Genomic DNA, 16,723 nt, shown 5'->3' with positions numbered 1-16,723 from the left:
ACCAAAGCGCGTCAGGCAGCCGAAGGTTCGGACTTGGCCGCAAGCGCGTTTTCTGAAGCCTGCTCCCGGACCTTGGCGGCAAACTCCGCGAAAGGCACTGGCGTGCTCCAGAGGAAGCCCTGCCCGTAGGACGCGCCCCATTCCTTCAGAGCGGCGAGCTGTGTCTCGGTTTCGATGCCTTCGGCCACGGTCTGCATGCGCAATTGCTTGGCCATCATCAGGATCAGCTGAACGATGATCCGGCGGTCCTCGCTTTCGGCCATGGACATGACAAAGGACCGGTCAATCTTCAGCGTATCGAAAGGCATCGTCGCCAGATTGCTGAGGCTGGAATAACCGGTGCCGAAATCGTCAATGGCAAAGCGGACCCCCTCGTCCCGGATCGGGGAAATCTGCTGCTCGATATTGACCGGGCTTTCCATGACGCCGGACTCGGTGATCTCCAGCTCCAGGCGGTGGAGCGGATAGCCGCTCTCCCCCAGAATGCCAAGCGTGCGGTCGGTGAAATAGGGAGAACGCAACTGAACCGGCGCGACATTGACCGCGACCGTCAGGTCATGGCCTTCGTCGATGAGTTCCTTCATCTGGGCAAGGCTGCGCCGCAGAACGAATTCCCCGATCGGGCCAATCAGGCCGCATTCTTCCGCGATCGGAATGAACTTGACCGGTGACACGCGCCCAAGCTCCGGATGGGTCCAGCGCAGCAACGCCTCGGCCCCGACCCAGCGGCCGCTGACCATGTCGATCTTTGGCTGGTAATAGACTTCCAGCTCGCCGTTTTCCTCGGCCATGCGCAGGCTGTTCTCGATGCGGTCACGCTCCTGCGCCTCGTCGCGGATGCTCTGGTTGAACATCACCATCTGATCGCGGCCATTCAGCTTGGCGCGATGCAAGGCGAGATCTGCGCATTGAAGCAGTTCGCTTTCAGTCTTGCCGTCATCCGGATAGACCGCGACACCGATGCTGGCCCGGGTGCGAAGACTGTGGCTGTCGATCTTGAAGGGACGGCTCATCCGCGCCAGGATCAGTTCGGCCAGTTCGCTCAGCACCTCCCGGTCATTCAGCCCCGGCAGAAGGATGGTGAACTCGTCACCGGAAAACCGCGCAATCAGCGGCTTGGACCGGGTCTTACCAGGGCAGAATTCGGTGACCGTCGTGACGATCCGCTCCCCGACCAGCTTCAGAAGCTTGTCCCCCACCGCATGACCAAAGGTGTCATTAATGGCCTTGAACCGGTCGAGGTCGACAAGCAGCAGGCCGCCGGTTGCCTTGGGATTGAACTCGACCAACTGGGTGGCCGTGTTCTCGAACTTCAAACGGTTCGGCAGGCCCGTGACGGAATCCATGTTCGCCAGATATTCGACGGACTGGATCGTCTTGCTCCAGTTCGTCACCATGGTGCGGACGGCAGTCTGCAATTCTCCGACCTCGCCTGGCGTATCGGTCGGAATATTCGGATCGAGAAAGCCCTGCGCTGCTTCGTTCGACATTTGCGTCAGGCGGCTGATGCCATGGGTCGAGCGGTACATGAGATAGGCGACCATGGGCAGGAACAAAATGCACATCGCCAGGATCAGCAGGCCAAACTGCAGGATCACATCGAAGCGCAGCTCCTGCAATCTGTCCTTCGAGATCACAACGGAGACCGCGCCGATCACCTCCCCGTCGAAGAAGACCGGCTGGATCTGCTCGACCCTTGCATCGTTTTCACGGGTAATCTGGGTGCCCTGAAGAATGGATCTGAGCACATCGACATCAATCATGCGGCGACTGACGCGGCGCGAAGAATCCTCATCCGAAGCGATGACCTTGCCTTCAACGGAATAGACGCGCGCAAACTTGATGGGGTTCTTGCTCGCCAGCTGGTTCATAAGCTGGCCCAGCCGGTCGACGTTCTGACGAACCAGATCCGGACCGACCACGGAGGCAACGAAACCTGCAACGTGAAAAGCCCGCTCTTCAACGTCTTCGCGGATCTTCCCAGCCTGGAAATGAAAGGTCACCACTGACACGAGAAACGCAAACAGGCAAAGCATCAGCGCCATATAGATGGTCGAGCGGACGAATACCTTCTGCAGCGCCTTTTCCCGTAGAACACGGACAGCTGCGATCAAATTCATTTCGCACCATAAATCATCTTAGTGCGAGCGCGGCCTGCCAGCGGAGTTACGGGCAATCGCCACGCGCGCTTCCTGTTTGCGGCGCCAAGTTCCATGCGCCCGCAGTGCAGAAAAAACCAGAACCGACAAGAAAGCCATTACGTAGGACATGACCCGCTCCTCATCCCTAGGGAACCTTCATGCCGTTATACTCGGAGAGTTATGTATAAATAGATAATTTTCATATACTTAACAACTACCTACCCCAGGTGAACAAACCCACTCCAAGAAACAATCACAAGAAGAATGTTACCCGTCTAAAGTAACTAGGAAAAAACACCTAGCGGGTCAAAAACATCTATCGCGGCACGGAGCCGAGCCAGGTTCCAGCCCGCCTCGCGCAAAGCCCGCAGCCCGGTGTCCTGACGGGATTTCGACAGTTTCCTGCCATCCTCACCGAGGATCAGCCGGTGATGGCGATAGGACGGTTCCGGCAAGTCCAGCAGGCTTTGCAAAAGACGGTGCACGGAGGTGGCCGCGTAGAGATCGCGGCCACGCAAGACGTCGGTGATGCCCTGACGAGCATCGTCGACCACGACGGAGAGATGGTAACTGGTGGGCGTATCCTTGCGGGCAAGGACCACATCCCCCCAGGCTCCCGGATCAGCCGGAACAATCTCGGGAACGTTCCAGTTTGAGGGAACGGCGCCATCGCGCGGCACCTCGGAAGGACACTCGCGCCAGGTCAGGTCCTGCCCCGCCAGGGAAAGCGCCCGCGCCATATCCAGCCGCAGCGCATAAGGCGCATCAGAGGCTGCCCGCGCGGCCAGCTCGTCCGCGGTCAGCACCATGTCATCGCGGGGATAGAGCGGCGCGCCATCCGGATCGCGCGGCCAGAGGCGCCCCGCCCGGTCTTCCGCCTCAACGTGGCGCCTGATTTCGGCCCGGGTCAGATAGCCTCGATAGACCAGCCCCATGGCTTCCAGTCGTGCCAGTGCCTTTGCGTAGTCGGCAAAATGTTCGGATTGACGCAGCACGGGCCGCTCGTATTCAAGCTCCAGCCAGGCCAGATCCTCCAGCAGCTCTGCTTCCAGCTGCGGTGTGCAGCGGGTCTGGTCGATATCCTCGATCCGCACCAGAAACCGCCCACCCGTTGCGGATGCGGCCCGCGCATTCAGCAGAGCCGACAAAGCGTGCCCGAGATGCAGATGGCCGTTAGGAGAAGGCGCGAACCGGAAGACGGAAGGGGACATCAGATCTGAAACCGGGTTGCCAGCACGAAAGGAAGAAGGCGCATTGGGCCTTGAGGAATGATAGACCAGCCTGAAGGACAAGATGCCTTCCGTTTCTAACAGGCCCTGACCATGGGACAAGCCGTTTGACCGCGACCAGAGAGCTGCCGTGACGCCGATTGAAACCGAAACCGATCTCGAGCGCGGCCTCGCCGCCCTTGTGAGGATCGACCCGCGCCTGGCTTCTTTCGCTGAAACGCTCGCCCCGCTGCCCCTGAGGCGCAGGCCAGCGGATTTTGCCGGGCTTGCCCATATCGTCACCGGCCAACTGCTCTCCATTGCCAGCGCCTCGGCGATCTTTGCAAGGCTGGAGCAACGGGTCGTGCCGCTGGATCCGTCGGGACTTGCCAGGGTGAGCGATGAAGAGCTTCTGGCGCTCGGCATGTCCCGTGCCAAGACAGCCACGCTTCGCGCCATGGCCAAGGCCTGCGAAGAGGGGCTGGACCCTGCCCGGCTTGCCAGCCGCCCGGCGGAAGAGGCCCATGCGGCGCTTTGCCGGATCAAAGGTATTGGCCGCTGGAGCGCGGATATCTTCCTGCTTTTCTGCGCCGGTCACCCGGATGTCTTCCCGAGCAGCGACCTCGCTCTGCAAGTGGCAGCTGCAGATATCTTCAAGCTGGACGCACGACCATCGGTCAAGGAAATGGACAGGATCGCCGGGGACTGGGCGCCCTGGCGCGCAGTCGCTGCACGGCTTCTTTGGGCGCATTACCGCAAGATGAAACAGGGCAAGGACGTCCTGCCGCTCTGAGCAGATGTCAGCGTCGGGCCGCCTCGTCCAGAAGAGCGGCCACGGCCCGCTCGATCCGTTCCAGATCCTCCGGCCGGGACAGCCTGTGATCGCCATCGGGAATGAGCGTGAAGGTGACATCATCCGAGGGGAGCGCTTCGGCAAGGCGCACCGCATGCTGCCAGGGCACATCCGGGTCCAGCGCCCCTTGCAGGATGGTCACAGGACAGCCGATCTCAAGGCTGCGCCCCAGGATCAGATGGTTGCGGCCGTCCTCGATCAGCTTTCTTGTAATCACGTAAGGATCTTCCGAATAGGCCGAGGGCTGCTGCCAGCGGCCGTCGCGCAGGATCGTCTCGCGGATCTCGCCGGTGAATCGCTGCTTCCACATCAGCTCTTCGGTGAAATCGGCGGCAGGGGCGATCAGCACGATGCCCTTGATCAGGCCCGTCTCCTTCAAGGCGAGCGCCAGCAGCATGGCAATCCAGCCGCCCATGGAAGACCCGACCAGAACCGTCGGGCCAGTGCAGAACTGCTCAAAAGCCGCCCGGGCATCCTCCAGCCAGTCGGACACGCAAGCATCCTCGAAAAGGCCGCCGGACTGGCCGTGACCGGTGTAGTCAAACCGGGTGCAGGAGCAGCCCCGCCGGGCGGCGAAGGCGGCAAGCGCCTGCGCCTTGCTGCCGCTCATGTCGGACTTGAAGCCGGACAGCCAGAACAGGCCAGGTCCGGAACCAGCACCTGCACCCTCCAGATGAAGCACGGCGATCTGACGCTCAGCGCCGGTTTTTCCAGCGGTGATGAATTGCGGATCTTGTTCCTGCATATTATGGCTCTGCCGTACTGTCCGTCTGATCCGGGGTTTCTGGCACAGGCGAAGCGTCCTGAGAAGGGCGAAGCTGATATCCAGACCGGAGCCGCCCCGTGCAGACCAGTTCTTCCGCCCGCGCCAATGCCCCCGTGATCCTGCAGGTCATTCCGGATCTGGAAACGGGTGGAGCGGAGCGCACAACGGTGGATGTGGCCGCCGCCATCCTCGCGGCGGGCTGGACGGCCGTCGTGGTCAGCCAGGGGGGACGGCTGGTGCCGGAGCTGGAGGCTCTCGGAGCGATCCACATCACCTTGCCGGTCAAGTCCAAGAACCCGCTGACGCTCTGGCGCAATGCGGCGCGGCTGCAGGAGGTGATCCGCAAGCACAAGGTCAGCCTGGTTCATGCCCGCAGCCGGGCACCGGCCTGGTCGGCGCTATGGGCATCACGGCGGGAGAAACTGCCCTTCGTGACCACCTATCACGGCATCTACAATCAATCGAACGCCTTCAAAGCCTTCTACAATTCGGTCATGGCCCGCGCCGACCGGGTGATCGCCAATTCCCATTATACGGCGAGCCTGATCATGGACCGGCACCCCTTTGCCAAGGACAGGATCACCGTCATTCACCGGGGATCGGACCTGGAAAGCCTGGCGCCCGCCTCCATCAGTACAGAGCGGAAGGAAGCGCTGGCCGCCGCCTGGGGTCTTGAGCCGGGCCGTCCGGTGGTGGTCAATCTCGCCCGCCTGACCAACTGGAAAGGCCAGGGCATCATCATCGACGCCATGGCGCAGCTGAAACAGGCGGGAGACAGCCGGACCGTTGCCGTGCTGGCAGGCGATGCCCAGGGGAGAGACAGCTATCTTTCCGGTCTGAAGGACCAGATCGTCCGGCATGGCCTGGAGGATCAGGTGCTACTGCCCGGCCATTGCGCGGATGTCCCGGCGGCGATGGCCCTGGCGGATGTGGCTGTGGTCGCCTCCATCGAGCCGGAAGCCTTCGGACGGGCGGCCGTGGAAGCCCAGGCGGGACATGTGCCGGTGATCGTCAGCAATCTCGGCGCCGTGCCGGAAACCGTTCTGGCCCCGCCGGAAGTGCCGGAAGACCAGCGCACCGGCTGGCGCGTGCCCCCTGGGGATGCGGAAGCGCTCGCAAGCGCCCTGCGGCATGCGCTGGACCTGCCGGAAGGCCAGCGGGAGGCGCTCGTGGCCCGGGCGCTTGCCCATGTGAGCAAGAGCTTTTCCCTGAGCGCGATGTGCTCGGCAACGCTGGATGTCTACCGGTCGCTTTTGAGGTGAGCGGCCCGCCTGAAATCACAAGGTCTGCGTGCTGCCCCCATCAGCCCGCAACGGAACGATCTTTGCTGAGACGAAGAGAACAGAAGCTCCCCGCCTCTCTCAATAGGCGGCAAAGACTTCTCGCTCTTCCTCCAGCGGATAGGCCTCTTCCACCAGGTAGGGACCACCGCCAACGCTTTCGCGGGCGGAGAAGAGCACGAAGCGGGCCGCGATGAAGGGCACCGCCTGAAAGCCACCCCGCTCCATCAGCCAGCGGGCCACATCCGCATTTGTAGACGTGCGGCAGCGGGCCAGGGTCACATGCGGCGTGAACTTGCGCTTGTCGCCGGGCAGATGGAGCCGCTGGCACAGCCTCTCCTGTTCCGCCTGTAATTCGATCAGGGCCGGTGTGGGAGCAACTCTGGCAAAGACCGCGTGAGGCTTGCCATTGCCGAAGGAGCCAAGACCGTCGAGCCGGACCTCCACGGGCTTGCGCCGGATACGGTCGAGCCCTGCTGCCAGTTCATCGGCAGCCCGGTCATCGATGTCTCCGATGAAGCGCAAGGTGATGTGATAGTTTTCCGGATCGATCCATCGGGAGCCCCGAAGGCCTCCCCGGAGCAAAGAAAGCATGAGACCCGTCTGGGCCGGAATCTCAAGACCTGTAAACAGTCGCGGCATGGATCTGCCCTCCGCTGTTCCCGATCATTCCATGAGGAATCAACTCGGGACTCAGCGCAAGACAAAACTGCAAGGTCTTGTTTTTGCTATTGGATAAGAATGCTGCAGCGCGTCATTGGCGGAAAACAGCCCCAAATGCGCAAAGTGATTCTCTTTTCGGGGAGCAGGTTGCGATGAGCCAAATGGCCCACCGCCAACTCTCTCCCGCTCTCAAAAACAGAAACAAAAGGCATCACGCAAAGCACTTCTCAAATCTGCCACCGCTTGGATCCGGCACGCTTTGCAAGCGGCCCATCCTTCGAGACGGGCCTTCGGCCCTCCTCAGGATGAGGGGCATAGATGCCAGAGCTTTTTCTTACAGACCATCAACACAACACCCTCATCCTGAGGAACCGCGAAGCGGTGTCTCGAAGGATGGGCGGCAAACCGAACGTGCGAAGACATTATTCGAGAGAGCACGCCGGGAATGCGGCGCATCGGCTTCACACCGGTCACATCCGCATTCCCGAACAAAGCCCTCGTTTTACGGGCAGGGATTGCCGCGGCACTGATGGATCTCGTCGATCCGCTTCAGAACATCGTCGGAGAGGATCAGATCTGCGGCATCCAGATCGACCTCAAGCTGTTCGCGCCGGGTGGCGCCGAGGATGACGGAGGTCACGAAGCTGCGGGACTGAGCGAAAGCAATCGCCATCATCGCCGGATCAAGGCCGGCCTCCCTTGCCAGATCGACATAGTCGTTGATCGCCTCGGAAGCGCCCGGACGCTCATAGCGCTGCATCATGTTGAAGAGCGTCTTGCGCGCGCCCTGCGGCAGGGCGCCATCCCGGTACTTGCCGGTGAGGTAGCCCTGGGCAAGAGCGGAATAGGCCAGAAGGCCGACATCTTCGCGAACGGCAATCTCGGCCAGCGCCGTTTCGAAGGTGCGGTTGACCAGGGAATAGGCGTTCTGGATCGACGCAACACGCGGCAGGCCGCGCATGTCCGACGCCTTCAGATACTGCATGGTGCCCCAGGCCGATTCATTCGAAATGCCGACGTGGCGGACCTTGCCGGCCTTCACCAGATCGCCCAGAACCTCAAGCGTGCTTTCGATGGAATTCTCGTCCCCGGCCGGTTCCGGATCGTTCCAGCGGGTCGGGTTTGCGCCGAAACCGGTGGTGTTCCGGTCCGGCCAATGAACCTGATAGAGATCAACATAGTCGGTCTGGAGGTTACGCAGGCTCTGATCGATGGCTTCCTCGATCTGGGCACGGGTCAGGCGGCTCTCGGAGCCATCTTTACGGAACCAGGTCGCGTCGGAGCGGCCTACCACCTTGGTCGCCAGAACGATCTTGTCGCGGGTACCGCGCTGCTTCATCCAGGTGCCGATGATCCGCTCGGTACGACCTTGGGTCTCCGGATTGCGCGGGATCGGATAAAGCTCTGCCGTATCAAAGAAATTGACGCCGCGGTCCAGCGCCAGATCCATCTGCGCATGGCCTTCGGCTTCCGTGTTCTGCTCCCCCCAGGTCATGGTGCCAAGGCACAGGGAGCTGACGTTCAGACCGGTACGGCCAAGGGGACGGTAATCCATGGAAGGATCCTCTCTTGTTCGGACATCCAGGCAACGGGGCCGGGGACGCATGTTTTGGGAGAGACAGGCTCGGTCCTCAGGACGCGGAAGCCTGTTTCAGGAGGGTTTCCACGATGGGTAGCATATTCCGCACCATGACGGAAACGCCCTCCGCATTGGGATGCATGCCGTCGGACAGATTGAGATCGGGATTGAGAGCCACCCCTTCGAGGAAGAAGGGATAAAGCAGCGCGTCATGGGCCTTGGCGACCTCCGGGAAGATGGGATCGAAGGCTTCCGCATAGTCGTCGCCCAGATTGCGCTGCGCCATCATGCCGGCGACCAGCACCGCAACGCCCCGCTGCGTCAGCCCCCCGACGATGGCCTCAATGTTCTCCCGCGTCTTTTGCGGCGGGATCGCCCGGAGCATGTCGTTGGCGCCGAGCTCAACGATCACCGCGTCCGCATCAGGCCCGACAGACCAGTCAAGACGGGAAAGCCCACCGCTTGACGTGTCGCCGGAAACGCCCGCATTGATCACTTCTACGTCATGCCCCTTTTCCCGCAGGGCCTTCTGCAGCTGCTCGGGAAAGCCTTCGCCCGCCCCTAGCTGATAGCCTGCGGACAAGCTGTCTCCCAGCACGACCAGCTTGAGCGGGTCGGCCTGCGCGGAGACAGAAAGGCAAAGGATAGACGCCAGAATGGCGACAAGCTGATACAATTTGAGGCGCATGACGGTCTGGATCTTGATGATATCGGGTCCCATATGGTCGCAGATGCTCAAAAGACAAGGAAGACCGTGAGGCTTCTTCGTTCCAGCCGAGCAGAAATATCAATTCACCGGCCCCGGTGCATAGAATACGGCAGGCAGCATGACAGCACTTTCCGCGATCGCTCTCCAGAATGTTCATCTCAGCCTCGGCGAGGGCGCCGGAAGGGTCCACATCCTCAAGGGCATCGACCTTGCCATTGAACAAGGCACGGCCGTCGGGCTGATCGGCCCGTCCGGATCGGGCAAGTCCACGCTGCTGATGGTCATGGCCGGACTGGAGCGGGCGGACAAGGGCAGCGTGCGGGTGGCCGGAACGGATCTGTCTCCGTTGAGCGAAGACGGTCTTGCCCGCTTCCGCGGCCAGAATGTCGGCATCATCTTTCAGTCGTTCCACCTTGTTCCCAACATGACGGCCCTTGAAAACGTTGCGGTTCCGCTGGAGCTTGCAGGCGACAGGGAGGCCTTTTCCAAGGCGACCCGCGAACTCGAGGCCGTAGGCCTCAGCCATCGCCTGCACCATTATCCGGCGCAGATGTCCGGCGGTGAACAGCAGCGCGTGGCCGTGGCGCGGGCGCTTGTGGTGGAACCGAAGATCCTCATTGCGGACGAGCCGACCGGCAACCTGGACGAAAGCACCGGCAACCAGATTGTCGAATTGATGTTCTCGGCCCAGAAAGCCCGCAACATGACGCTGGTTCTCGTCACCCACGATCCGGCTCTGGCCCGCCGCTGCGACCGAATGATCCGCGTGCGCTCCGGCGAGATCGAGCAGGAAGACCAGCCTCACCAGATCTCCGCCGAAGAGGTACCTGCATGAGCGCGGCCCGCCCTGCCGCCTCGCCCGGCTTTTCCCTTGCCGTCCGTTTTGCCCTGCGCGAATTGCGCGGCGGCCTGAAGGGTTTTTACATCTTCATCGCCTGCATCGCCCTGGGCGTTGCCGCAATCGCAGGCGTAACCTCGGTGTCCCGTGCGCTGACGGAGGGCATTTCCTCGGAAGGCCAGTCCATTCTGGGCGGCGATCTGGCCTTTTCGCTGGTGCTCCGGGAGGCGGCTCCCGAGGAGACGGCCTATCTGGACAGTCTCGGCACCACCTCCAGAGCCATCACCCTCAGGGCCATGGCACGGACCACCGACAGCTCCGACCAGACCATAGTGGAGCTGAAGACCGCCGATGATGCCTATCCGCTCTATGGAACGCTGGACCTGGACGACGGCCAGCCGCTGCAAACCGTGCTTGAGAAAACAAACGGGGAGTGGGGCGCTGCCGCTGATCCTTCCCTGCTCTCGCGGCTGAACATCAAGAAGGGCGACACCATTGCCCTTGGCCGGACAAATGTCCGCATCACCGGCGTGATTGCCAAGGAACCGGACAAGCTCGCCGAAGGAATGGAGTTCGGTCCGCGCCTGATGATCTCGGAAGGCGCGCTGGCGGACACTGGCCTGATCCAGCCAGGCAGCCTTGCCCGCTGGAACTACCGGGTGAAACTGGCAAGCCCCGTTGATGACGAGGGCTTGAAGAGCCTGATCGAGAGCACGGAAGAGGCCTATCCCAAGGCCGGCTGGCGAATCCGCTCGCGGGTCAATGCCGCACCCGGCCTGCAGCGGAATATCGACCGCTTCGCACAGTTTCTCACCCTTGTCGGCCTGACGGCCCTGGTCGTCGGCGGCGTGGGTGTTGCCAATGCCATCCGGGCCTTCCTCGAGACCAAGCGCGAGGTCATTGCCAGCTTCAAGTGCCTTGGCGCGACCGGAGGCTTCGTCTTCCAGATCTATCTGGTGCAGATGCTCTGCCTGGCGGCCATCGGCATTGCCATCGGGCTTGTCGTCGGGGCGATCATTCCCTTCGCCGCCGCAGCTGCCCTTTCCGGCGTCTTGCCGGTCGCGCTCGAGACCAGCCTCTACCCGGCCGAACTGGGCCTTGGTCTGCTCTATGGCTTCCTGACCGCGCTCGCCTTTGCGCTCTGGCCGCTGGGCCGGGCTCACGACGTGCCGCCGACCGCCCTTTTCCGAGATATTGTCGCGGGCGGCCCCCGCCTGCCGCGCAAACGCTATCTGGTCGCAACCGCTGCCATGACGGCGGCCCTTTGCGCCATCGCCCTGCTTCTTGCCTATGATCTGCGCATCGCGCTGATCTATATCGCCGCCTCCGCCATCGCTTTCCTGCTGCTGGTTGTCGTCGCCCGGATGATCATGTCCGCTGCCCGCAAGATGCCGCCGCAGAAATCGACGGAGCTGCGGCTTGCAATTGCCAACATCCACCGCCCCGGCGCCCTGACCCCGTCCGTGGTCCTGTCGCTCGGGCTGGGGCTGTCGCTGCTGGTGGCCATCGCCTTGATCGACGGCAATCTGCGCCGGGAACTCACCTCGACAATCGCGGAGGAAGCGCCGAGCTTCTTCTTCCTGGACATCCAGAACAGCGAACGGGACGCCTTCCAGACCCTCGTCTCGAAGGAGACCACCGGCACAAAGCTGGTGAGCGTACCCATGCTGCGCGGAAGGCTGGTCAGCCTGAAGGGCGTGCCGGTGGAAGAAATCCAGGCACCGCCCAACTCTGCCTGGATCCTGCGCGGCGACCGCGGCATCACCTATGAGGACAAGCTGCCGGAAAACTCCAAGCTGGTGACCGGGGACTGGTGGCCGGAGGGCTATTCCGGCAAGCCGCTCGTGTCCTTCGAGGATGAGGCTGCCCGCGATCTTGGCCTCAAGATCGGCGACGAGGTGACCGTCAATGTTCTGGGCCGGGAAATCACGGCCGAGATTGCCAATACAAGGAAGGTCGAGTGGCGGTCGCTCTCGATCAATTTCGTCATGGTCTTCTCGCCCAACACCTTTGCGGGGGCACCACACGCAAATTTGATGACCGTCGCCTGGGATTTGGATGTGCCGGCCGAAACCGAACTGGACCTTCTGCGCAAGGTGGCCAATGCCTTCCCGACGGTGACGGCGATCCGGGTGAAGGACGCGATTTCTCAGGTCAATGATCTGGTGGAACAGCTCGCCTGGGCCATCCGGGGCGCGTCCTCCATCACGCTGATCGCCAGTGTTCTGGTGCTGGCCGGGGCGCTGGCTGCCGGACACCGCAACCGGATCTACGATGCCGTGATCCTGAAGACACTAGGGGCAACGCGGCGCAGGCTGATGATCGCCTATGGGCTGGAATACGCCATTCTCGGGCTTTCCACCGCGGTCTTCGCCATGGTTGCCGGTGGGCTTGCCGCCTGGTTTGTCACCACGCAGGTTATGAATGGCAGTTTCGCCCTTCTGCCCTTCACGGCGGTCGGAGCTGCCCTGATCGCGCTGGTGCTGACGGTCAGCTTCGGCCTGATCGGCACCTGGAAAGTTCTCGGCGAGAAACCGGCGCCTGTGCTTCGCAATCTCTGATTGGCGGTCACAAACAAGTGAACAGGCGGCAAGCGCCCGGAAAACCTGACTTAACCGTAATGGTTTTTTAGGCCGCGCCATCTTGTTATGCGTTTCCGGCTCGCCCATATTTCGAGCGAGGTAATCGGCTGGAAACAGCTGAACAATCTATCACAAGGGGAATGAAGCGAATGTCGACCTTTAACCGAAATTCGAATTCGGCTTATTCGGTGGCCGGCTCGCATGCCGATGCATCCATCGACCAGGGCCTGCGCAGCTACATGCTGGGCGTCTATAACTACATGACGTTCGGTCTGGCTCTGACCGGCCTGTTTGCACTTGGCACCATCTTCCTGGCCACCACCACGGATCCGAACCAGGCTGCCGCCCAGATGGGCAACGGCACCCTGCTGACCTCCCTCGGCGTCGCGCTCTATGGCAGCCCGCTGAAGTGGGTGGTGATGCTCGCGCCGCTCGGCGCCGTCATGTTCCTGTCCTTCCGCATCCAGGCCATGAGCGCTTCCGCCGCAAAGACCACCTTCATGGTCTATGCAGCGATCATGGGTCTGTCCCTGTCGTCGATCTTCCTGGTTTACACCGGTGGCTCGATCGCCCGCGTGTTCTTCATCACCGCAGCTTCCTTCGGTGCGCTCAGCCTGTTCGGCTACACCACGAAGAAGGACCTGTCGGCCTGGGGCTCGTTCCTGTTCATGGGCCTGATCGGCATCGTGATCGCCTCGCTGGTGAACCTGTTCCTGGCTTCGTCTGCCCTGCAGTTCGCGATCTCCGTGATCGGCGTCCTGGTGTTCGCCGGCCTGACCGCCTACGACACCCAGCAGATCAAGGAAATGTACTACGAGGGCGATAGCGGCGAAGTGGCTGCGAAGAAGTCCATCATGGGTGCGCTGCGCCTGTACCTCGACTTCATCAACCTCTTCATCATGCTGCTGCAGCTCTTCGGCGACCGCAAGTAATCTGCAGCACCGACAGCTCACTGACCTTGAAGCCCGGCCAAGTGCCGGGCTTTTTTTATGTCCGGCATCAGCGACCTGCCCCTCCGGAAGATTCTTTTTCCGGCCAAGTGAATCCAGTTGCGGCTGCAGAAAAAATAAGCAACTTATGCATTGTTTTTTCTTGCTAGGATTTTTCCAATCATGTCGTCACGCAACGGGCGTCTACTCCCTCTTTTCGCAATTGCAGCAGCTTCCTTTCCAGTTCTGACAGGCACCGCCAGGGCAGATGAATATTCCGCCCAATGGGGTCTCCTGATGACCGGGGCCAACATCGCGCATTCCCGCGGCTACACCGGCGCAGGCGTGACTGTCGGCGTCATGGATTCCGGCGTGCTCGCCACCCATCCGGATCTGATCGCCAATCTGAGCCCGCTCTCGATGAACGGCTCAACCTTCGGCCCCTCCCTGACCGATGACAATGGTCACGGCACCCACGTCACCGGCATCATCGCCGCCACGGCAAACGGGGTCGGAATGATGGGTGTTGCTCCCGGCGCTTCCGTCGCGTCCCTCGCCATCATGGACAGCACAGGCGCCATCGAGAACGACTATGTTGCCCGAGTCCTCGACTATGGACTGAGCAATGGCATCGAGTTCTTCAACAATTCCTGGGGCAGCTACGTCTACGTGCCGAGCGGAGACCTGAACGCAGACCGGGCAACATTCGAAACAGAAAACTCCGTTCTTCTGGCAGCCGCGAGAGATGCGGTCGCCCGCAATGGTGTGCTGGTCTTTGCCACAGGCAATGATGGCGCTATGGACGCAGGCGTCGAATCCGCGCTGCCCTATCTCTATCCGGAACTCACAGAGAACTGGATCGCCGTCACGGCGATCGGTCCGGACGGCAACATGCCAGCCTATGCGAACCGCTGCGGCGTCGCCATGAGCTGGTGCATTACCGCGCCGGGAGGCGGGGACGACGAGGCGGCAGACGGGATCTATTCAACGTCCAACGATGGAACCTACGTCCGGTTCTCCGGCACGTCCATGGCAACGCCACATGTGACCGGCGCCCTGGCCATTGCCCGCCAGATGTTCCCCAATGCCTCTTCAACGGATCTCGCTCAGCTGGTGCTGAAAACCGCAACCGATATCGGCACAGCCGGCTTGGACGCGGAAACCGGCTGGGGGCTGCTGAACCTGGACAACCTGACCCGGACCAAGGACGGCGCCACCGCCAATGCCTTCGCCAACTCCTCGCTTGCACGCAAGCAGACGCTTAATCTGGTTCAGTCCGTGATCGACAACCGGGCTGCCGGCCTGTTTGACCGTCAAGGCGCGGACAGCGCGACCCTGAGCACCAATGGCCCGGCTCCGGTGGAGAGCCCGCTGCGCTACTGGCTGCAGCCGCTGGCCGGGGTTAGCCTGACGTCCGGAAGCGGCGGCTCAAGCAACATGACCAGCCGTGTCGGCGGTCTCATGGCCGGAGCGGAAATCCTTCTGACCGACACGTTCCGTGCAGGTGCCGGTGCAGGCTACACTGCAACGGCCTCCCATGGTGGCGGCGACCGGTCTCACCAGAACGGCCTTTATGCCACGCTTTATGGAGCTTTCTCGCAGGACATGCTGTTCGCCGAAGCCAATGCAGGCGTTGCCCGTTTCGAAGGCGCAACGCGGCGCAATTCCATCTCCGGAACCAGCGGCACCGTTCTCGGCTCCAGCCTGTCCGGCAATACGGAGAGCACCGATGTCGGCGTCTGGCTGTCCGGCCGTCTCGGAATGGCCTTCGAAACTTCGGCGCTGACCGCAAAACCGTTCATTTCGGGCCGGGTCTCGAACATGTCCCAGGGCAGCGGAACGGAAAATGGCGCAGGCATCTTTGGCGTGGCGCTGGAGAGCAAGACCTCGACCGGCGGAGAAGCCGGTGCAGGGGTACGGCTTGCCTTCAACCCGGTGAAAACGGAGAGCCTCTCCGTGACCCCCGCCATGGAACTTGCCTATGCCCGAGACCTCGGTCCGGCATCGGAAAGCCGCACGGTCACCTTGCTGGGCAGCCCGGTAACCGGCTCATCCTCCAGGATCGGCCGGGATGTCTTCCGGGTAAACCTGGGCGTCCATGCCGCCAACCTGACTGAAACTGTGACAGCCAAGCTGAGCTATGGCGGGGAGCTGCGGTCCAATGCACAGTCTCATTCGCTGAACGCCGGCCTCGCTTTCCGCTTCTGATCCAAACAGAAAACCGCCGCCCGGGCGCACCCCGGACGGCGGTCTTTTTTTGCCTTCGTGATCTTTTCGTCGTGACCGGGGGTCAGGCGTCGACGAGACGCAGATGCTTCTTCTTGTCGAGCACTTTCAGGACCTGTGCCAGATCCTGCCCGCGCTTGAGGATCATCCCGCCTGCGGCGACGACCGAGTAAGCCCCCTGCTTGCGGGCCAACTTGGGATCCTTCTCGATCCTGTAGAGCGGCATTTCGGATGTGCGCCGGAACACGGAAAAGACGGCCCGGTCCTTCAGCAGATCGATGGCATAGTCACGCCACTCACCCTCGGCGACCATGCGTCCATAGAGCCTCAGGATCACATCAAGTTCGCGCCGGTTGAAGGCGACGATTGCCTTGACCGGCTGAGTGCTTGACTGGGCACCCGGGTGGGCACTTGCCGGATTGACCGGCGCGGCGCTGGTGGAATGGGAAGGTCTGCCAGCTGGAACCGCTGTTACAGATGCGCTGCAGGCCGGATCCTGGGATGCTCCCTCGCCCGCTCCATCGTCTGTCTCGCTCATTCGGCCTCCCGTCAAAGGACTTGCTGAGACAATGCATGACCGGGGCCCTTTGCGCCGCACAGTCATCAGAATGTCATGATGCGCAAGACTGGCCACTTTTGGCAAGTCCGGCAGGTCATTTCCCGGCCTTCAAAGCAGTCTTTTGCGAACGATTGGGGAAGTTGCGACAAAATCTTACAAACCCGGTCGAAAAATCACGTTTTCGCCTTATTCCAGCCCTTGGCCAGCCATTTTGGACCACCATATTCCTTTCATACCCTGATGGGTCCTGAGAAGACGGCTTTGGAACGCATTAGCCCCCCAGCCCCCCAAGGCAAGTCATCTCGGACTTCAGTCGCGTAACTTACATCAGGGCAACTGAAGGGCCGGCCAAGCGCCGGCCCTTTTCCTATTTACCCCCTCGTATCTCCA

At 61.7% G+C, this 16,723-nt stretch carries 13 protein-coding genes; 6 read left to right on the top strand and 7 right to left on the bottom strand.

Annotated elements, in window-relative coordinates; translation table 11 throughout:
* Window positions 1-11: 11 nt before the first annotated feature.
* Both BUA94_RS18210 and gluQRS read right to left on the bottom strand, forming a co-directional pair.
* The gene (locus BUA94_RS18210) at window positions 12-2,120 is read right to left on the bottom strand and encodes a putative bifunctional diguanylate cyclase/phosphodiesterase (protein WP_073014737.1); all 2,109 of its coding nucleotides are present in this window, start codon (window positions 2,118-2,120) and stop codon (window positions 12-14) included.
* Between the two features lie 305 nt (window positions 2,121-2,425).
* The gene (gluQRS, locus tag BUA94_RS18205; RefSeq protein ID WP_073014921.1) at window positions 2,426-3,352 is read right to left on the bottom strand and encodes a tRNA glutamyl-Q(34) synthetase GluQRS; all 927 of its coding nucleotides are present in this window, start codon (window positions 3,350-3,352) and stop codon (window positions 2,426-2,428) included.
* A gap of 148 nt (window positions 3,353-3,500) precedes the next feature.
* Here gluQRS and BUA94_RS18200 point away from each other — a divergent pair, with 148 nt between their 5' ends.
* Window positions 3,501-4,142 carry a DNA-3-methyladenine glycosylase family protein gene (locus BUA94_RS18200; RefSeq protein ID WP_073014736.1) on the top strand — a complete coding sequence of 214 codons (642 nt, stop codon included), beginning with the start codon at window positions 3,501-3,503 and terminating at the stop codon, window positions 4,140-4,142.
* Between the two features lie 7 nt (window positions 4,143-4,149).
* Here the strand turns inward: BUA94_RS18200 and BUA94_RS18195 are convergent, their stop codons facing one another.
* A complete protein-coding gene (locus BUA94_RS18195) occupies window positions 4,150-4,947 on the bottom strand; it encodes an alpha/beta hydrolase (RefSeq protein ID WP_073014735.1) in 798 nt (265 codons plus the stop codon).
* Between the two features lie 98 nt (window positions 4,948-5,045).
* Between BUA94_RS18195 and BUA94_RS18190 the strand changes: the two genes are divergently transcribed.
* Complete coding sequence (locus tag BUA94_RS18190) at window positions 5,046-6,230, top strand: glycosyltransferase family 4 protein (RefSeq protein ID WP_073014734.1); 1,185 nt, start codon at window positions 5,046-5,048, stop codon at window positions 6,228-6,230.
* A gap of 99 nt (window positions 6,231-6,329) precedes the next feature.
* Here BUA94_RS18190 and thpR read toward each other — a convergent pair whose 3' ends face one another.
* From thpR to BUA94_RS18175, 3 genes are all read right to left on the bottom strand, one after another.
* On the bottom strand, window positions 6,330-6,890 hold the full coding sequence (gene thpR, locus BUA94_RS18185) for an RNA 2',3'-cyclic phosphodiesterase (RefSeq protein WP_073014733.1): 561 nt from the start codon (window positions 6,888-6,890) through the stop codon (window positions 6,330-6,332).
* 523 nt (window positions 6,891-7,413) lie between these two features.
* A complete protein-coding gene (locus tag BUA94_RS18180; protein ID WP_073014732.1) occupies window positions 7,414-8,466 on the bottom strand; it encodes an aldo/keto reductase in 1,053 nt (350 codons plus the stop codon).
* Between the two features lie 76 nt (window positions 8,467-8,542).
* Window positions 8,543-9,178: an arylesterase gene (locus BUA94_RS18175; protein ID WP_073014920.1), complete on the bottom strand. Its 636-nt coding sequence runs from the start codon at window positions 9,176-9,178 to the stop codon at window positions 8,543-8,545.
* Window positions 9,179-9,317: 139 nt separating this feature from the next.
* Between BUA94_RS18175 and BUA94_RS18170 the strand changes: the two genes are divergently transcribed.
* From BUA94_RS18170 to BUA94_RS18155, 4 genes are all read left to right on the top strand, one after another.
* Complete coding sequence (locus tag BUA94_RS18170; RefSeq protein ID WP_073014731.1) at window positions 9,318-10,034, top strand: ABC transporter ATP-binding protein; 717 nt, start codon at window positions 9,318-9,320, stop codon at window positions 10,032-10,034.
* Entirely contained in the window at window positions 10,031-12,598 is a 2,568-nt protein-coding gene (locus BUA94_RS18165) for an ABC transporter permease (RefSeq protein WP_073014730.1), read from the top strand. The genes BUA94_RS18170 and BUA94_RS18165 overlap by 4 nt, the downstream gene beginning before the upstream one ends.
* 170 nt (window positions 12,599-12,768) lie before the next feature.
* Window positions 12,769-13,551, top strand: a complete 783-nt coding sequence (locus BUA94_RS18160; protein ID WP_073014729.1) for a Bax inhibitor-1/YccA family protein — start codon at window positions 12,769-12,771, stop codon at window positions 13,549-13,551.
* A 180-nt stretch (window positions 13,552-13,731) separates the two neighbouring features.
* On the top strand, window positions 13,732-15,756 hold the full coding sequence (locus tag BUA94_RS18155; RefSeq protein ID WP_084082113.1) for a S8 family peptidase: 2,025 nt from the start codon (window positions 13,732-13,734) through the stop codon (window positions 15,754-15,756).
* An 82-nt stretch (window positions 15,757-15,838) separates the two neighbouring features.
* Here BUA94_RS18155 and BUA94_RS18150 read toward each other — a convergent pair whose 3' ends face one another.
* The gene (locus tag BUA94_RS18150) at window positions 15,839-16,312 is read right to left on the bottom strand and encodes a DUF2794 domain-containing protein (protein ID WP_073014727.1); all 474 of its coding nucleotides are present in this window, start codon (window positions 16,310-16,312) and stop codon (window positions 15,839-15,841) included.
* Window positions 16,313-16,723 lie beyond the last annotated feature (411 nt).

This window comes from Roseibium suaedae, assembly GCF_900142725.1.
GTDB lineage: Bacteria > Pseudomonadota > Alphaproteobacteria > Rhizobiales > Stappiaceae > Roseibium > Roseibium suaedae.
This window is presented reverse-complemented; position numbering and strand designations above follow the sequence as displayed.